At 71.1% G+C, this 14,758-nt stretch carries 20 protein-coding genes; all 20 read right to left on the minus strand.

The window, feature by feature from the left end; all coding sequences use genetic code 11:
- Positions 1-87: 87 nt before the first annotated feature.
- The 20 genes from ADJ70_RS12140 to ADJ70_RS12235 all read right to left on the minus strand — a co-directional run bounded on the left by ADJ70_RS12140 (position 88) and on the right by ADJ70_RS12235 (position 14,671).
- Positions 88-297, minus strand: coding sequence for a holin (locus tag ADJ70_RS12140; RefSeq protein WP_050341783.1), 210 nt, complete (start codon positions 295-297; stop codon positions 88-90).
- A gap of 62 nt (positions 298-359) precedes the next feature.
- Positions 360-827: a hypothetical protein gene (locus ADJ70_RS12145; protein WP_050341785.1), complete on the minus strand. Its 468-nt coding sequence runs from the start codon at positions 825-827 to the stop codon at positions 360-362.
- Positions 824-1,783: a hypothetical protein gene (locus ADJ70_RS12150; protein WP_050341787.1), complete on the minus strand. Its 960-nt coding sequence runs from the start codon at positions 1,781-1,783 to the stop codon at positions 824-826. Before ADJ70_RS12150 ends, ADJ70_RS12145 begins: the two co-directional genes overlap by 4 nt.
- A 9-nt stretch (positions 1,784-1,792) precedes the next feature.
- Positions 1,793-3,283, minus strand: coding sequence for a hypothetical protein (locus ADJ70_RS12155; protein ID WP_050341788.1), 1,491 nt, complete (start codon positions 3,281-3,283; stop codon positions 1,793-1,795).
- A complete protein-coding gene (locus ADJ70_RS12160) occupies positions 3,283-4,071 on the minus strand; it encodes a hypothetical protein (RefSeq protein WP_050341790.1) in 789 nt (262 codons plus the stop codon). Before ADJ70_RS12160 ends, ADJ70_RS12155 begins: the two co-directional genes overlap by 1 nt.
- Positions 4,064-5,686, minus strand: a complete 1,623-nt coding sequence (locus ADJ70_RS12165) for a hypothetical protein (RefSeq protein WP_050341792.1) — start codon at positions 5,684-5,686, stop codon at positions 4,064-4,066. Before ADJ70_RS12165 ends, ADJ70_RS12160 begins: the two co-directional genes overlap by 8 nt.
- A gap of 203 nt (positions 5,687-5,889) precedes the next feature.
- The gene (locus tag ADJ70_RS15455; protein ID WP_157051537.1) at positions 5,890-6,450 is read right to left on the minus strand and encodes a hypothetical protein; all 561 of its coding nucleotides are present in this window, start codon (positions 6,448-6,450) and stop codon (positions 5,890-5,892) included.
- The gene (locus tag ADJ70_RS12175) at positions 6,437-6,802 is read right to left on the minus strand and encodes a hypothetical protein (RefSeq protein WP_050341794.1); all 366 of its coding nucleotides are present in this window, start codon (positions 6,800-6,802) and stop codon (positions 6,437-6,439) included. Before ADJ70_RS12175 ends, ADJ70_RS15455 begins: the two co-directional genes overlap by 14 nt.
- 35 nt (positions 6,803-6,837) lie before the next feature.
- Entirely contained in the window at positions 6,838-7,140 is a 303-nt protein-coding gene (locus ADJ70_RS12180) for a hypothetical protein (protein ID WP_050341796.1), read from the minus strand.
- The gene (locus ADJ70_RS12185) at positions 7,137-7,721 is read right to left on the minus strand and encodes a hypothetical protein (RefSeq protein WP_050341798.1); all 585 of its coding nucleotides are present in this window, start codon (positions 7,719-7,721) and stop codon (positions 7,137-7,139) included. The genes ADJ70_RS12180 and ADJ70_RS12185 overlap by 4 nt, the downstream gene beginning before the upstream one ends.
- A gap of 28 nt (positions 7,722-7,749) precedes the next feature.
- Positions 7,750-8,109 (minus strand): hypothetical protein, encoded by a 360-nt coding sequence (locus ADJ70_RS12190; RefSeq protein WP_050341800.1) that lies wholly within the window; start codon positions 8,107-8,109, stop codon positions 7,750-7,752.
- The gene (locus ADJ70_RS12195; protein ID WP_050341802.1) at positions 8,109-8,369 is read right to left on the minus strand and encodes a hypothetical protein; all 261 of its coding nucleotides are present in this window, start codon (positions 8,367-8,369) and stop codon (positions 8,109-8,111) included. Before ADJ70_RS12195 ends, ADJ70_RS12190 begins: the two co-directional genes overlap by 1 nt.
- Positions 8,362-8,703: a hypothetical protein gene (locus tag ADJ70_RS12200; protein ID WP_050341805.1), complete on the minus strand. Its 342-nt coding sequence runs from the start codon at positions 8,701-8,703 to the stop codon at positions 8,362-8,364. The genes ADJ70_RS12195 and ADJ70_RS12200 overlap by 8 nt, the downstream gene beginning before the upstream one ends.
- On the minus strand, positions 8,700-9,059 hold the full coding sequence (locus ADJ70_RS12205) for a Gp19/Gp15/Gp42 family protein (RefSeq protein WP_050341807.1): 360 nt from the start codon (positions 9,057-9,059) through the stop codon (positions 8,700-8,702). The genes ADJ70_RS12200 and ADJ70_RS12205 overlap by 4 nt, the downstream gene beginning before the upstream one ends.
- Positions 9,059-9,940, minus strand: coding sequence for a phage major capsid protein (locus ADJ70_RS12210; protein WP_050341808.1), 882 nt, complete (start codon positions 9,938-9,940; stop codon positions 9,059-9,061). Before ADJ70_RS12210 ends, ADJ70_RS12205 begins: the two co-directional genes overlap by 1 nt.
- Before the next feature lie 31 nt (positions 9,941-9,971).
- Entirely contained in the window at positions 9,972-10,412 is a 441-nt protein-coding gene (locus ADJ70_RS12215; RefSeq protein WP_050341811.1) for a hypothetical protein, read from the minus strand.
- Between the two features lie 130 nt (positions 10,413-10,542).
- Positions 10,543-11,469: a hypothetical protein gene (locus ADJ70_RS12220; RefSeq protein ID WP_050341813.1), complete on the minus strand. Its 927-nt coding sequence runs from the start codon at positions 11,467-11,469 to the stop codon at positions 10,543-10,545.
- Positions 11,432-12,874 carry a phage portal protein gene (locus tag ADJ70_RS12225; RefSeq protein ID WP_050341815.1) on the minus strand — a complete coding sequence of 481 codons (1,443 nt, stop codon included), beginning with the start codon at positions 12,872-12,874 and terminating at the stop codon, positions 11,432-11,434. Before ADJ70_RS12225 ends, ADJ70_RS12220 begins: the two co-directional genes overlap by 38 nt.
- On the minus strand, positions 12,874-14,400 hold the full coding sequence (locus ADJ70_RS12230) for a hypothetical protein (RefSeq protein WP_172674505.1): 1,527 nt from the start codon (positions 14,398-14,400) through the stop codon (positions 12,874-12,876). The genes ADJ70_RS12225 and ADJ70_RS12230 overlap by 1 nt, the downstream gene beginning before the upstream one ends.
- Positions 14,339-14,671: a hypothetical protein gene (locus tag ADJ70_RS12235; RefSeq protein WP_050341819.1), complete on the minus strand. Its 333-nt coding sequence runs from the start codon at positions 14,669-14,671 to the stop codon at positions 14,339-14,341. The genes ADJ70_RS12230 and ADJ70_RS12235 overlap by 62 nt, the downstream gene beginning before the upstream one ends.
- Between the last annotated feature and the right edge of the window lie 87 nt (positions 14,672-14,758).

A 14,758-nucleotide genomic window follows, 5' to 3' on the forward strand; every position in this document is an offset into this window, starting at 1 on the left:
GCCATCTGGTCCACTCGCGGCCCGGGTCGGTGACGCCGCAGACCGGCACCATCGGCTTGCCGCAGAGCGGGCACATCCTTTCGGGCCTCACCCCTCCACCTCGACCTCGGGCAGCCCCGCGACTGACGTGAGCAGCGAGAGCACAGCCGCGAGGGCCGCCGCCCCCGCGACCGCCCCCCACGCCACGTCGGTCACGCCGACCGCGTTCGTGCCGATGAGGGCCACGGCCGCCTGCGCCGCCGTCTTGAGGGCGCGCACCCCCGCCGCCCTCAGCCATCTGATCGCCTTGTCGTCCATGTCATTCCCCTTTTCTCCCTGCGCCCCTGGGGGCGCGCTTTCGTCCTTGTGTTGACCCGCCCCTAGCCCGGGCAGGGGTCGCGCTCCACGTCGCCTTTCGGCGGGGGCCTCTCGGGCAGCGACAGCACCATCTCCGCCATGGAGTCGATGTAGCCGTCGGCCCCGAGGTCGTGGTACTGCTGCCACTCGGCGTGCCAGCTGAGCTTCTCCTCGGGCGTGGCCCAATGGAGCTCCCAGATGTGGCGCTGCGCCTTGGTGATGAGGTCGGACCTCATGACGGACGCCAGCGCGAGGTTGACCTGCCTCTGCGACGCCTCCATCCCCGAGAGCCTCGCCATGACCTCCTCGTGGCGCTCGCCCAGCTTGGAGGCCCCCCACACCACCGCGACTATCAGGGTCCCCACCATGTAGGTGATCACGTCGTCGGCGACCTCCGGGGAGGCCACCGCGCGGTTGAGCGCCGTCGTGGCCATGAGGGTCACGAGGGACGCCGCAAGCGTCACGAGGCGGGTCCGGGCCTCGCCCGTCACCTCCCCTCCAGGAGGCGCCTGAGCGCGTCGGCTTGCCGCCACGACTCGTCGGCCCACTCCTGGACGCTCCCCCACGGGGAGGGGGAGTGCTCCAGCGTGAGCTCGCAGTCCCAGCGGGTCTTGAGCCACCCGCGGGTGATCCAGGGGTCGGTCTCGATCATCTGGGCGATGGTCAGGCTGGGGATGTAGGTCGACATGTACGACACCGTCTCGCCCGCCCACGCGCACCCGAGGCTGAAGTTTCCGAGCGCCGTGTCAGAGAAGGTACGCACGTGCATGTCGCACGTCGGGTTCTGCGGCTCGATGGTCGTGCTCATGATCGTCGACGCGTGCTCGTCCCTGTCGAAGGCGAGGACCGCCACGAGAGTGCGACGCTGGCGTCCCTCGTGGTCGTACGTCACGGATGGGGTCGGGTGGTAGCCGGAGAGGCCGAGGGCGGCCGCCGGGACCCCGGTACCCAACAGCTTGGTTCCCCACAGACTGACGGAGTAGTCGCCCGTGAGGCCGGACGATGACTCCCTCGGGCGCAGCACGTGCGCCCCCCTGCCGACCCTGTACTCGCTCTCGGCCGACAGCCTCACGTCCACGACGGGCATGCTGCGGGTTCCCTGGGGGATAGCGAAGTCGACGTACGCTCGGATCGCGTGGACGACGGGGTAGCGCATCCCGCCGGTCGCGACCCTCTCCTCGACGTACAGGGGAAGCCTCGACCTCAGCCCGAACTCGGCCGTCGCCTCCATGCTCTCGAGATAGGGCCCGGACGACGGGTAAAACCCGGTGACGTATGGCCACGAGCGCGACCTCAGCTTGTAGGTCCCGCGCACCCAGTACGGCCACTCGTCCCTTGGGTACACGAGGGCGCCGTCGACGCGCGCCTCGGTGACCCTCCTGCCGTTGACCATGAGGCCGTCGGAGAGGTAGGTGTAGGTCCTGCCGTCGGGCATCGTGATGCTCATGGGCCCCTCCTATGGCTTCTTCTCTGTCGTGAAGGCGATGGTCCCCCTGGTGATCCGCACGCCGTCTAGGGTGTGGATGACGTCGTCGTGGCCTTGGCCCTGGTTCTGGTTCATGGCGTCGCGGTCGCGCTCGGCGCCCCTGGCGCGCTCGTCCCTGAGGGCCTTTTCGAAGCCCCTCTGGCGGTCGCGCTGGCGCGCCAGCGCCGAGGCCAGGGTCGCGGCAGGCTCCCCGAGCGTGGCCACGCGGCCCGACTCGTCGAGCTCGTCGGACTCCACGCTCACGACGCGCTGGTCCACGTCCACGCCGACCTCGTCGTCGCGCACGACGAAGGCCTGGCCGAGCTCGCAGGCCACGTGCGGTGCCAGGCGGTAGCGGTAGGTCGGCCGCATCGCCGCCTGGCGCGCGAGCCACCGGTCGCCCTCCGAGGCGAGGCGCGCCACGATCGCGGCCGCGAGCGAGTCCGAGAGCGCGTGGAAGGCGAGCCTGCCCGCCTCCAGCGCGGCCTCGGCCAGGGCGTCGTGGCGCGCCTTGGCGGCGTCCTTCTGCTCCTGGGTCATGCCTGACTTGTCAAGGTTGTCCCAGGCGGCCCTGTGGGCGTCGGCCTTCTCCTGCGCCTTGGCCCAGGCGTCGTCCATCTCGGCCGTCCACCTGTTGTAGAGGTCCACGCAGTCCACGTCGTGGTCGGAGGCGTCCCAGTTGGCCATGCCGAGGTGGCCGTGGCGGGCGGTCGAGGCCGCGTCCTCGCGGGTGAGCTCGGGCCTCACCGTGGCCTTGTGGTGGGCGTCGGTGTCGTCCGGCCAGTCGTCCCACGAGACGGAGCTGCGGAAGGTGGCCCTGGTGACCACGTCGCCCTCGGAGCGCTCCACCGTGGCGTCCGTGGCGCCGAGGCCCCAGTCGAGCCTGCCGGCGGCCACGGAGGCCGCCAGGCGCGCCACGAGCGACACCGACTGCGCCGTCACCGAGAGGTCCGGGCCGACGGACAGGGACGGCTCCAGCTCGCCGCCCGCCGCCTCGGCAAGCGCCCGGAGGGCCGCCAGGCGCCCCTTGCCGGAGACGTCGAGCCAGCCCACCCTCGCGCCCACCGAGCAGGAGCCCTCCCAGCCGGTGGGCGCCATGATCGCGTGGTAGGCCTCGGAGGCCGGGGCGCCCTCCCACGCCGAGCCGTCCGGCATCGGCTCGGAGAGCCTGACGTCGCTCTGCCAGGACGCCTCGGCGCGCAGCGTCGCCTCGCGCACCTGGCCTGAGGTCCTGACCCTCGCCCCGCCCTTGGCGACGTACTCGCGCCACCTCCCCCGCCCGTCGCGCAGGAGCACCCTCGACTCGGCGCGCACGTCCGGCACGGAGGTCCCCAGCACCCACGAGAGGGTGAGGGATGACTCGCCGCCGAGCTCCTCTGTCACCTTGCACGCGGTGAGGCGCCCGGGCGGCAGCTCGCGAAGCGGCCGCCTCGCGTTGTCGAGGAGGACGACGCGCAGGCCCCGCTCGTCCCACGCCGCCATCAGGCCCACCTCCCGAGGTACTCCACGAGCACGCCCCCGGCGCCGCCGGAGACGCCCGTGGCCTCCACCGTGTAGGTGTGGCCTGCCCTGAGGGTCGGCCACGAGGAGTCGCGCCCGAGCGTGGCGGGGACGCCCCCCACCGTGAGCGCCTGGGCGGTGGAGTCGATCACGACCCTGCCCGTGCCGGCGACCCGCGCCTCCTGCGCCGTCCCGTCCTCGTCCACGAGGCGCACGACCGAGGCGGGCGCGGACGCCTCCCAGGTGAGCCTGGGGAGCGCCCCGCCCGTCGCGAAGACGGTCATGCCCGTCATGTGCCCCTGGCGGTACGTGTGCGGCTCCGCGTCGTAGAGCCAAGGGCCGGACGACTTGAAGGTGACGGTGACGACGAGGGCGTCGGGGAGCTCCCTCACCGGGCACTCGCCGTCCACCCTCGCGGGGCACCAATTCCCGTGCTGGTCAGAGCACGCGAGGCGCCGCTCGCCGGGAGCCGAGAGGATGCCCCTGAGGCACGAGAGCCACGCCTGTCCGCCGTCGTCCCCGCCCGGCCCGTGGGACTCCCTGTAGAGGCGCGTGAGCTCCACGACCATCCTGAGCGGGCGGGCGCGCTGCCGGACGAAGAGCTCGCCGTCGGACCCGGGCAGCTCCACCGCGACGGCGGAGCGCTCGGGGATCGGCCGCGACTGCCCGCTCACTATCGTGGTGCCGTCGGGCGACGATGCCCCGCCCGGCCCGGTCAGTATGCGCGACCCGAGGTCCACCCCGCCGAAGGTCACCGTGTGGCTAGCCATGCGCCCCCGCCCTCTCCGCCCGGCCGACCCGGAGCTCCATCTCCTCCATGATGCGGCCGACGTCGGCCGTCTCGCGCACGACCACGCCGCCCATGTTGATCGTCGTGCCGCCGGACCCGGCGGGCATCCTCTCCGCGATCGCGCGCGCGTAGCGGTCGAGGTAGCCCCCGTAGCTCGGCCACACGAGCTCGCCGCCGCGCTCGCCCACCATGGCGAGGGTCGGGGAGGCCACGTAGCCGCCGGTGGCGTAGAACTTGATCTCGGGCAGGCGGAAGTTCGCCGGGTCCAGGCTGAAGCCGCCCTCGACGTGCAGGGTGGGGACGTGGATCTGGGAGAACATGTCCGCGAAAGCCTGCGGTATGGAGGCCAGCCAGTCCCTTATCCTGCCGGGCAGGCCCGACACAGCCTCGCCTATGGCGTCGGCCGCCCTCCTCGCGGGCTCGGTGGCCGCGCCGAAGGCGTCCGCAAAGGCCTGCGGCACCGACGCCAGGGCGCCGGCGACCGCGCCGGGGACGGACCCGACGGCGTCGATCGCGCCGCCCACGAGGGACGACACGGACTCCGCCGCCTGTCCGAGGGCGCCCGCGACCGACTCTGGTATCGAGGCGAGGAGGCCCGCCACGCCCGCGACCGCGCCCGGCACGGTGACGGTGGCGAGCTCCACGACGCCCGAGGCGAAGGCCTGGACGGCCCCCGTGATCGCGTCCCAGGCGCCGAGGACGGAGTCCCTGAAGCCCTCGTTCGTGTTCCAGAGGTACACGAGCCCCGCGACCAGTCCGGCGATCGCGGCTATGGCGATCGTGATCGGGCCGCCCGCCAGCGTCGATATGACGGCGCCGACGCCCTGTATCGACTGGATCATCCCCATCGCCGACACGAGGATGCCGAAGGCCGAGGACAGCGCCGTGACGGCGCCCGTGACGGCGCTCACCGCCTGGAACGCCATGATCGACGTCAGGACGCCCGTCGCGACGGGCCCGATCCACCCGAGGTTGTCCGCGACCCATCCGAGGGCGCCCGCGAGCGCCGAGAGCGCGGCCGTGACGACGGGGCCCGCCGCCCGCGCGAGCCCCGCGAGCGCCTCGGCGACCTGCGTGACCACCGAGACGACCTTGCCCGTGTCGAGCTCCGGCAGCTGGATGCCGACCTTCGAGAGCGTGCGGGAGGCCGTGTCCCAGACCTGCCCGAGGACCTTCGTGATCAGGGGGACGAGCGTCTGCCCGACCCGCTCCATGACCGCCGGCAGGTTCTCGGCCACGCGGTCGAATATCGTGAGGACCCTCGGCACGGCGTTGTCGGCGAAGGTGCCGATCGCGTCGAGCAGCTGCTGCGTGAGCTGTCCGACGTCCGCGTCGTCCGCCGCGATCCCGACGAGCCAGTTCTCCCACGCGGCCTTGGCCATGGACGCCGCGCCCTGGATCGTGGTCGCGGCCTCCCTCGATGTGGTGCCGGTGACGCCGAGCTGCTCCTGTATGTCGTGGATGGCCCTGATCTGGTCGGCGAACGAGTCCATCACGAGGTCGCCCGCGCGCCCCTGGGCCCTCTCGTACTCGTTGGCGTCGTCGATGAGGCGCGCCATCTCGTCCTTGGTGCCGCCATACAACGTGTTCGCCACGGGTCGTCGGTCCGTGGCCGCCCCTCCATGGGGGACTGCTGCATGTCGCCATGCAGTTCAGACTATCTCTTGGCGCCCTCGCGCCCCTCGCGCTTCCGCGCACTTGCGCGTACTCTACTCGCTTCCACGGTCGCCCGCGTGCTTTCGATAGTCGTTACACGTTCCCGGCCCCTGTGCGGTGGCCGGGCTTCGCACGGTGTCGCCTACGCCGCCAGGGGCAGGGTTTCACCGTTTTCACGAGGTTTATACTGGGCAATGGTATGGCACTGTCTACCCAGTTTCAGGTTATCTAACATCGTGTAGTTTTGCTTCGCGAACCCCTGGTAGGCGTGCTGGATCATCTCGACGTCCGTGCCCATCTTGTTCGCGTTGTCGCCCATGTCCACGATCGCCTGGTTGCCGAGCCTGGCCGCCTCGGCCACGTCGCCGCCGAGCGACTGGCGGAGGCTCGCGGCGAAGCTCGTCACCTGCTCCATGTACTGGTTCGCGGACACGCCCGCCGTCTCGTACGCCTGGGACGCGTACTGCTGGACCTGCGCCGACGCGTCCCCGAACAGCGTGTCAACGCCGCCAACGAGCTGCTCGTAGTCCGAGTAGGCGTCGAACGCGGCCTTCGCGGTCGCGCCTATCGCGGCCTCCATCGCGGCGGCCTGTGCGGCGACGCCCGCCATGGCGGTCCCTATGCCGCCGCCGAGCAGGCTCTCGAAGCCCCGCATCGAGGGGACTATCGAGACGTAGGCGGTGCCGGCCTCAGCGTTGGCCATCGCCACCCCCCTCCCAGAACGCGTCCCACTCGGACGCCGGTATGGCCCCCGAGCCGATGCGCTCCCTGTCGTCATCCACCCCGGGGCGCGGTATGCGCCTCGGCCTGTCGAGCCTCTCCTTGGTCGCGGACTGCGCCACGACGTACTGGAGGTTCCTGAGCTCGTCCACCACGCCGGCGAGCAGCCAGGGGACGATCTCCTGCCTCGCCCACCCCCAGCGGCGCCAGGCCTCGTCGCCCCCGGCGTCCCTCGCGACGAGCGAGGACTCGGGCAGGTGGCGGACGAAGGCCAGAAGCGCCCCCTCCGACAGGGCGTGGCCCAAGTCGGAGAGGGTGAAGCGCGTCCTGGTCATGAGCTCGTACTCGAGCGCCTCGCCGTGCTCGCGGACTACTCGGGCGAGGCCGAGGGTTCCCCCATGTCGGGCTCCCCGGCCTCCTTGCGATGCTTCTTCCACTCGTTCATGATCATCAGGAGGGTGAGGTCGTCGAGCTCGTCCACCACGGGGCCCAGGCACGGGCGAAGGAACTCGACGAACCAGTCGAACGCTCTCTCCTTGTCCCTCCCGCGGTCCGTGGCCTCCCCCATCCTCTTCATCTCGGCCTGCGTGAGCGTGTAGGGGACCTTCCTGACCGTGCCGTCGAGCATCACGTCGAACGTCGGCCTTACGGCCCCGCTTTGGATCTCTATCATTTCGTGACCACCCCGTCATCCGTGTATATGTATACGTTTGTCCCGTGCTCGTCCAGGTAGGTCGTGAGCGTGATGGGCAGCTTGATGGCGTCGTTGGCCACGAACTTCAGCTCGTCCACGTCCGTCACCTGCCCCAACGGGACGACGATCCGCATGCGGGCCTTCCCGTCCTTCATGTTCACGACCCACGAGCGCACGGGCGGCAGCTCCGCCCTCACGTCGAGCTTGGTCCTCTCCCCGTGGTCGGCCGTGGCCTTCTCCACGTGGACGCAGCCCTCGCCGAACGCGTGCCCGAGCGACTCCTTGCTCATCTGGCTCTCGTTCCAACTCAGTGTGGCCTTGAACTTCTCCAGGACCGCCCGGATGGTCTTGAGCGACCAGTCCGGGATCTCGGTGGTCGAGCGGTCGATCGCTAGCGTCACGCCGTCCTTGTCCACGTAGCCCGAGGACGAGAACTTCTCGTCGAGCTGCGCGGTCGCGCTCTCCGGGAGCGGAGTCCCCACGGGCGCGTCGAAGATGGCGCCCGTGACGCCCTGGTCGGGTGCGCCCACGAGCACCTTCGATATGTCGATGCCTGCCATGGCACCTCCTGTCTCATTGTGTGTTGTGTCAGTCCGCGAGCCTCACGTCTAGCGGCACCGTCACCTGCCAGACGAACCACCCGCCCTCCTCGCGCCCGTAGCTGAGGACCTCCGGCGTCCCCATGGCGTTCACGTGCGGGTCGTCCATGGGCATGGTCACCGTCGCTATCGCGAGCATGTTCGCGAGCTCCTCCGCGTCCGACTCGGAGTCCGCCCAGAGCTGGAACGAGACCTCCGGGGAGTCGTGGGGCCACGCGAGCTCGCCGCCCGTGCGCTCCACGACGCAGAATGCGCCGAGCTCCCGCGCGTCCGGCGGCGGGTACGTCACGGCATGTACGCCGAGCACGCGCTCGGCCCACGCGATCGAGCATTCCATCGAAGAGAACATCAGCGTCCTCCCATCGCCTTCCTGAGCGTGTTGTGCCTGAGGTTCGACCTCGCGGCGTGCATGTCGGCCGTGTAGACGATGGCCCTCACGCGCCTGGCGCCCTCCTTGGCCCTGAGGCCGTAGGCGGAGGCGTCGTACATCGACGCGGCCCTCGCGCGGATCTCCTCGCCCCTGGCGAGGCAGAGCGCCCTCGCCGCCGGGGACTTGAGCATCATCCGTGGGAAGGCCCTGTCGGGGACGAACCGGACCCTCTCAGCCATCCTGCCTCCCGAGCTCGACGCGCGTGTCCCATGGGCCCCTGACGGTCCCGGGCGGGTAGGGCCTCGGGTCGCCCACGACGTCGAGCCAGTCCCTGCCGTCGAGGCTCACGCGCCCGCCCCTGAGGGAGAGCCCGTGCCCCCTGGGCAGGTGCGCCGTGGCCGTGACGGAGGCGCCCTCGGGCCTGTCGGCCCCGAGGTCGGCAGGCGCCCCGGGCGCCCAGAGGCAGCCGGGGACCCTGACGGGCGCCGAGAGCTCCCACCGGTCGTTGCCCAGGCGGTCCGGGAAGATGCGCACGCGCGTCCTCACGAGCAGCGTCACCATCGGGTACCTCATCCCAGCCTCCCCATGACGTGGCCGGCCCACGGCTCGTCGATGCCGAGCAGCCGGCGCTCGAAGGCCGTGAGGAAGAGGTCCCCCGACGGGTTGGCGAAGGACACCGACCCGCTGTAGGGGCTCGCCGCCCACGACTCCTGCGTGACGCCCTGCCCGGACTCGCCGGCCTGCATCATGCGGGCCGTCGCCTGGCAGCAGACGAGCCTGAGGACCTCGGGGTCCACCGTGGCGACGTCGCACGACGCGCGGATTGCCGCCGAGACGGCGGAGAGCAGGGCGCGCGCCCTGCCCTCCATGGAGGCGTCGTAGCCCACCCAGAAGTGCGCCAGGTCGCCGGGCGTCGCCAGCGGGTCCATCAGGCGGCCTTGAGCACGGCGAAGCCCTTGGGGTCGAGGACGGCCCATCCGTAGACGAGCTCGACGCGGTAGGCGACGTGCCCGAGCTTCTTGAGGTCGCCGTTGCCGTCCGGGTCGCCCATCGTGATGATCTCCATCGAGATGTCGCGCACGAGGCCCCAGCGGATGAGGTTGAAGGCCCCCAGGATCGCGAGGACCTTCGTCGGCACCTTGGCCCTGGCCCCGTTGACCGTGCTGGAGGTCGCGGCGGCGATGCCGTCGAAGTTCCCCATCTTCAGGTTGAGCGGTATCTCCGGGTACAGGCGCTGGCCCGTGGCCTCGACGCGGATCTTGCGGAGGCTGTTGGCGAAGCCCTTCGAGAGGGCGATGCCCGTCACGTCCCAGTCCTCGTTCACCTTCTCGACGAGCGCGTCAACGTCGTCCTGGGGCTTGGCGGTCGCGGTGACGGAGTTGGCCCCGGCCGTGAGGGCCGTCATGCCGGCCGCCACGGTGCCCTTGCTCGGGTCGATCGCGTGGTAGACGCCGTAGTCGAGGCCTCGGCCCACGGCCGCCGCCGCCGAGTCGGTCACGGCGTCCACGATCTGGAGCTGGTTGTCCTCGTCGGCCCACTCCACCTCGTCGGACAGTCGGATGGTCACGTGCGCCTTGTGGCGTCCCATGGGCACCGGCTTGAACTTCGCCTCCATGGAGGAGTGCTCGCCGCCCTCGGCGACCCACTCGGCCTCGGGCTCCTCCGTGAACACCATCGTGTCCGCGTCCGCGAAGATGAGGGGCGTCGCCGGGCTGAGCGTCTGGATCGTCGAGGCGTCCCTCGCCTTGCTGACGATGCCCTGCGCCACCTCCTTGGGTAGGGTTATCTTGTCTGTGGTGATTCCTGGCATGTCTGCTCCCGTCTGGTCCCGTCAGGGACCCTCACTGCCCGCCGCCGAACATCAGCCTGGCGAGCTCCCTCTTGGCCGCGTCCTCGTCCGAGGCGCCCCGGCCGTCGAACCTCCCGCCGCCCGGCGCCTGGGGCGCCGTCCTCGGCTTGGCGTACTCGGCGACCGACTTGGCGAAGTCGCGCATCTCGTCCTCGGTCGTGCCGCGCACGAGCGAGGCGGGCACGCCCGTCTCCTTGGAGACCTTCGCCACGAGCTCGTCGCGGGCCCGCTGGTCGCGAAGCCCCCTCGCCTCGGCCTCGGCCTTGTCGGCCCTCTTCGCCGCCTTCTCAAGGTCTGCGACGGCCTTGTCGCGCGCCGCCCTGACCTCGTCGTAGTCCGCGAACGGCTCGCGCGCCTTGCGCTCGGCGCGCTCGATGCGCTCCTTGATCGCGGCGTCGAACGCCTCCTGCGTCTCGATCGGCTCGAATCCCATGTCTTCCTCCGTGTCCCGCCCGCTCGGGCGTCCGCGAGCCGGTCTTGTCCGCTCCCGGCGGCGTTCGCCACGGTCACCGCCCGTGGCCGCGTCATGGGGCGGTTCCGCCCCCGATGTGGTTGGTGTCGTGTCAGCGGGTGCGCAGGACGTCCCTGACGCTCGGCCTGGTCCCGTCCGCGAGCCCCGAGAGGTCGCGCCCGAGTGCCTCCCCAAGGCGCCTGAGGAGCGCGCCGATGGTGTCGTCGTAGCTCGCGCCGCCCCTCTCGTACGTCTCCCAGGCGGAGTCCAGGCCGCGCCGGACCTTCTCGTCCAGGTCGGCGGCGCGCCCGATGCCGGTTCCCTCCGACGAGTCGGACCAGGCTGCCTTGAGCGCCTCGCGCTGCGCGGGCGGGACGTCGTATCCGTCGACGTCGAGGAGCCTCTCGCGGAGCCTCCGGCACGCGGCCGGGTCGTATCCCTCTATGGACGTGCGGCCCCTGCGGCCGGGCACGACGACGCAGTCGCAGTTCCGGTGCACGCCGTGGCTCCCGCGCGCCGTCACCTCGCTGTGGTAGACGAAGCCGCGCCCGGCGAGCATCAGGCAGAACCCGCACGTCTCGCCGCCGCCCGGGACGCGCGCGTAGCGCACCCTGCCACGGTCGCAGTTGCGCACGGTGTTCTCGTACGCGCTCCGGCGGGCGTAGTAGCTCCCGAGACGCGAGGTCGCGTCCTCGAACGAGGCCCAGTCGGGCTCCTCGGAGGCGATGCGGGACGCGTAGTACCTGACCTTGTCCTCCATGGCCCCCGGGTCGATCACCCCGTCGAACATCCGCGACGCGGCGTCGATGCCCTCGGCCTCGCACACCTCGTCGAAGAGCCGGGCCGAGAGGGCCTGCGCCGTGTCCCCGAAGACGCCCACGGCGTCCCCGAGTATCCCCACGGCGGCCTCCCGGGCCTCGGCGACGGGAAGCCCCCGGGCCTCCGAGGCGAGGCGTCGCCTGACGTACCTCTCGGCGTCTTTCTGGACCCTCCCGAGCGCGCTACGGTAGCGCTCCTGCGCCGCCCGACCTATCAGCATCCCCGCCTCCCAGCACCGTCGTCGCGCCCTCCCTGGCCTCCGCCTTGCGGCGGTCGCTCCTGAGCTGCGCGACCTGCTCCTCGTCGTAGCCGAGCTTGCGCAGGGCGACGTCGGAGGACGCGAGCCACGGTATGGCCGATATCTGCTTGGACATGGCGTCCGCCATGCTCACCTCCGACGGCGTCGCCGGGCTCGCGAAGTGCACCATCGGGCTCCCCACGGAGGCCATGGCCTCGCCGAAGGGCTGCTGCCTCTCGGAGGCAAGCGCCATGACGCAGACGTCGGCCAGGGAGCGCTTGAGGCCCTCCACGTACGCCTGGATGTCCACGACGGCGTCCTCCTTGCCCATCCATATCGCCTCGGCGCTCGACGGGTTGTCCGACACGATGCCGAGCGAGGAGAGCGGCACGCCGGTGCTGCCGCTGAACTGCGCGGCGAGGTCGCGGAGGTATTCCGTGTGGGGCTGCATCGAGAGCTGGGCGAGCTGGCCGAACGTCGGAACCTGCCCCTTTCCGTTCGACGTCGCGGCGAAGATCGACCCGATGAAGGCCGCGAAGGGACTGTCCCTGATCTTCTCGGCGGCCGTCTTGTCGGCGCCCAGGAGGAACTTCTGCGGGGCGGCCGCGAACGCGGCGGCGGCGGTCATGTTCATCATCTCGCGCTGCGCGTCATCCACGAGGCTCATGACCGTGCGGGTGATGCGGGAGCGCCCGAAGGGCCTCTCCAGCGTCGGGTGGTACGCCACCTGGACCATGGGCACGCGCTCCATGCCGTGCGGCATGACCTCGGCCGACCAGGCGCCGCCGTCGGACCTGAGGACGACCATGCGGTCGTCCGTGAGGGCATAGGCGAGCGTCGGCACGCGCCTCGGCGAGCCGGGGCGCCGCCTCGTCTCGACCACGACCAGGCCCGCGCGGATGCGCTTCCTGGCCGCGTCCCAGAGCGCCGAGGCCGCCGTGGCGGGAAACCCGCTCACGACGGTCCGGGGCTCCCCCAGGCCGGGGTCGCCGGACGTCACGGCGAGGAAGGCGCACGAGTGGCGGAGCGCCGAGGACGCGACCTTGTGCACGAGGTTTCGCATGTCGTTGGCGGCGAGGACCGACGCCAGCGCCTCGGTGTCGCCGTCGTCGGCGCAGGTGACGCCCTCCCACTGCACGCGGCCGGCCCACCAGTCGACGCACTTCGCGGCCCAGTCCACGCGCGGGTCGAGCCTCCTGGCGATGGCGGGCGTCACGGAGACGCCGAGGTCCTTCACCCGCACGTGGCCGAGGTAGTAGCGGTCGCGAAGGACGTTCCTCGGCCACCTCCGGTGCCACTCGTCCACGAGCTCAAGGACGAGTGCGGAGTCCCGCGCGGAGAGTCCGGGCGCCGAGGCCATCTGCCGCGATATCAGGGCGCTTGCCATCAGAAGTAGACCTCCATCTCCTCGTCGTCGGTCGGGGCCTGCCTCGCGGCCCACAGGGCCAGCGCCGCAGCCTCGGCGGGCGTCGGGTCGTCTCCGCCGAAGCCCCAGCCGCCGCCGGAGCCTATCGGCCTCCTCGTAACGGAGAGCACGCTCGCCGTGAGCCGGTCCTCGGGAGCGTCGTCGGGCCCGTACCACGACAGGTCGCGCTCGCGGACCGAGTTGAGCATCCCGGAGGAGGCCGAGATGACGTCTGCCGGCGTCGGGGTGACGAGCTCGCCCTCGAAGTCGGGGTTGAGCTCGATCCGCTCCCTCAGCGCCTGCGCCCCCGACTTCCCGTCGATCGCGATGGGGACGCCCTGGTTCGCCAGGGCGAAGTCCCTGAGCCAGGCGGTCCCGCGATTGGTCCCCCTGCACTCGATCAGCTCCACGTAGGGCACCTCTGCCATGACGCAGGCGCACAGTGCGACGTCGGCTCCGCTCACGCCGAACTTGACGCCGAACGCGGCGGGGGCGTCCATGGGCGGGTCGGCGGTCGAGCACGCCTCCCACTCGCCCGGGTCGAAGACCCTCTCAACGGCCTTCTCGACGGGTGCCCACCAGCCGAGGCGCTCGCGCGCGAAGCCCTCGACCGACGCGTTCGCGAACTCCTCGCGCGTGAACTCGATCGACAGGCGCGTCCCCATGGCCGGGTTGGTCTCGTAGACGAGGTCCTCGACGTCATCGAACGTGGAGTCGGGTGCGGGGAGGTCCTTGACGGACCACTCGTGCCACGCGGTGTGCGGCGTCGGATCAGAGAGGGCCCGCCTGCGGGTCCTGCCGAAGACCTCGCCCGGGCAGTTCGGCCCGGGCGGCGTCCCCATGTAGAGGACGAAGCGATCGGTCTCCGACGCTCCGAGCGTGAAGAGGAGGGCCTCGACCTGCTCGTCGGTGAGCTCCTGGGCCTCGTCGTAGACGATGTGCGATATCTTCTCGAATCCCCTGGCGGCGCTGCGCGAGCGCGCCGAGTACTCGATCGAGGCACCCTCGACCTCGCCTATGTGGTCGGGGTGCCAGAGGTAGATTCCCTCCTCGCCGTTCGTGAAGCGTATCTGCCTCACGAGGGCGAGTATCTCCGGGTGGCGCTTGTCCGTGAAGACCTTGACCAGGCGCCGAAACACCTTCTTGCACGTCTTGACCCGGTGCGCGGTGTGCAGTATGTTGGCCGCCGGGTCCGTCACGAGCAGGTAGAACTCGAGCGCCTCGACGGCGCCGTTCTTGCCGTTCTGCCTCGGGCAGGCGAGGCCTGCGGTGAGGACGAGCAGTCTGCCGTCGGCGTCGCGCGAGAGCCACGCGTCGAGAAGGCGGTCCTGCCACTCGTCGAGCTCGAACCAGTACGCGCGGCAGAGCTCCGACGCGTCGGGGCCCTCGCTGTAGGCGGCGCCGGACGGCGCGACGGCCAGGCGCGGCACCTGGCTGCCGACGCGCCTAGCCGGTCCTGCGCTCGCGCCTCCTGCCCTGTATGACGTGGAGGGTGCTCTCGCCACCACCTGACGCCCCTCCCTCGCTCGCTCCCGACGGCGTCATGCGGTCGAACGCGAGTCCCATCTGCGTCTCGCGTGCCCTCAGCTCGCCCAGCCTCGACAGGTCGCCGTCGTACCAGACGGCCATGTGCACGAGGGCCGTGTCGAACAGGTACTGCCATGCGCGCGCGTCCCACGGGTCGGTGACGGGCGAGTCTCGCCAGGCCCTGAACCACCTCTTGGTCTCGGCGCACCAAGGCTGTCCCTCGACCTTCGGCAGGCTCGGCTTGCGGGCCATCTCCCGTCACCCCCCTCTCTCACGTCCTGATCGACCGGCTAGGACCCCGACCTGCTGCCACCGCCGGCAGACCGGCCGTTGAATCGG

The organism is Olsenella sp. oral taxon 807, assembly GCF_001189515.2.
Classification (GTDB): domain Bacteria; phylum Actinomycetota; class Coriobacteriia; order Coriobacteriales; family Atopobiaceae; genus Olsenella_F.

Coding starts and splice junctions, on each gene's coding strand:
- ADJ70_RS12175 (WP_050341794.1), bottom strand. CDS start 6,802: ATGACCAGGACGCGCTTCACCCTCTCCGACTTGGGCCACGCCCTGTCG.
- ADJ70_RS12155 (WP_050341788.1), bottom strand. CDS start 3,283: ATGGCGGCGTGGGACGAGCGGGGCCTGCGCGTCGTCCTCCTCGACAAC.
- ADJ70_RS12220 (WP_050341813.1), bottom strand. CDS start 11,469: ATGCTGATAGGTCGGGCGGCGCAGGAGCGCTACCGTAGCGCGCTCGGG.
- ADJ70_RS12180 (WP_050341796.1), bottom strand. CDS start 7,140: ATGATAGAGATCCAAAGCGGGGCCGTAAGGCCGACGTTCGACGTGATG.
- ADJ70_RS12140 (WP_050341783.1), bottom strand. CDS start 297: ATGGACGACAAGGCGATCAGATGGCTGAGGGCGGCGGGGGTGCGCGCC.
- ADJ70_RS12190 (WP_050341800.1), bottom strand. CDS start 8,109: ATGTTCTCTTCGATGGAATGCTCGATCGCGTGGGCCGAGCGCGTGCTC.
- ADJ70_RS12160 (WP_050341790.1), bottom strand. CDS start 4,071: ATGGCTAGCCACACGGTGACCTTCGGCGGGGTGGACCTCGGGTCGCGC.
- ADJ70_RS12150 (WP_050341787.1), bottom strand. CDS start 1,783: ATGAGCATCACGATGCCCGACGGCAGGACCTACACCTACCTCTCCGAC.
- ADJ70_RS12195 (WP_050341802.1), bottom strand. CDS start 8,369: ATGGCTGAGAGGGTCCGGTTCGTCCCCGACAGGGCCTTCCCACGGATG.
- ADJ70_RS12235 (WP_050341819.1), bottom strand. CDS start 14,671: ATGGCCCGCAAGCCGAGCCTGCCGAAGGTCGAGGGACAGCCTTGGTGC.
- ADJ70_RS12205 (WP_050341807.1), bottom strand. CDS start 9,059: ATGGACCCGCTGGCGACGCCCGGCGACCTGGCGCACTTCTGGGTGGGC.
- ADJ70_RS12200 (WP_050341805.1), bottom strand. CDS start 8,703: ATGAGGTACCCGATGGTGACGCTGCTCGTGAGGACGCGCGTGCGCATC.
- ADJ70_RS15455 (WP_157051537.1), bottom strand. CDS start 6,450: ATGGCCAACGCTGAGGCCGGCACCGCCTACGTCTCGATAGTCCCCTCG.
- ADJ70_RS12215 (WP_050341811.1), bottom strand. CDS start 10,412: ATGGGATTCGAGCCGATCGAGACGCAGGAGGCGTTCGACGCCGCGATC.
- ADJ70_RS12210 (WP_050341808.1), bottom strand. CDS start 9,940: ATGCCAGGAATCACCACAGACAAGATAACCCTACCCAAGGAGGTGGCG.
- ADJ70_RS12225 (WP_050341815.1), bottom strand. CDS start 12,874: ATGGCAAGCGCCCTGATATCGCGGCAGATGGCCTCGGCGCCCGGACTC.
- ADJ70_RS12185 (WP_050341798.1), bottom strand. CDS start 7,721: ATGGCAGGCATCGACATATCGAAGGTGCTCGTGGGCGCACCCGACCAG.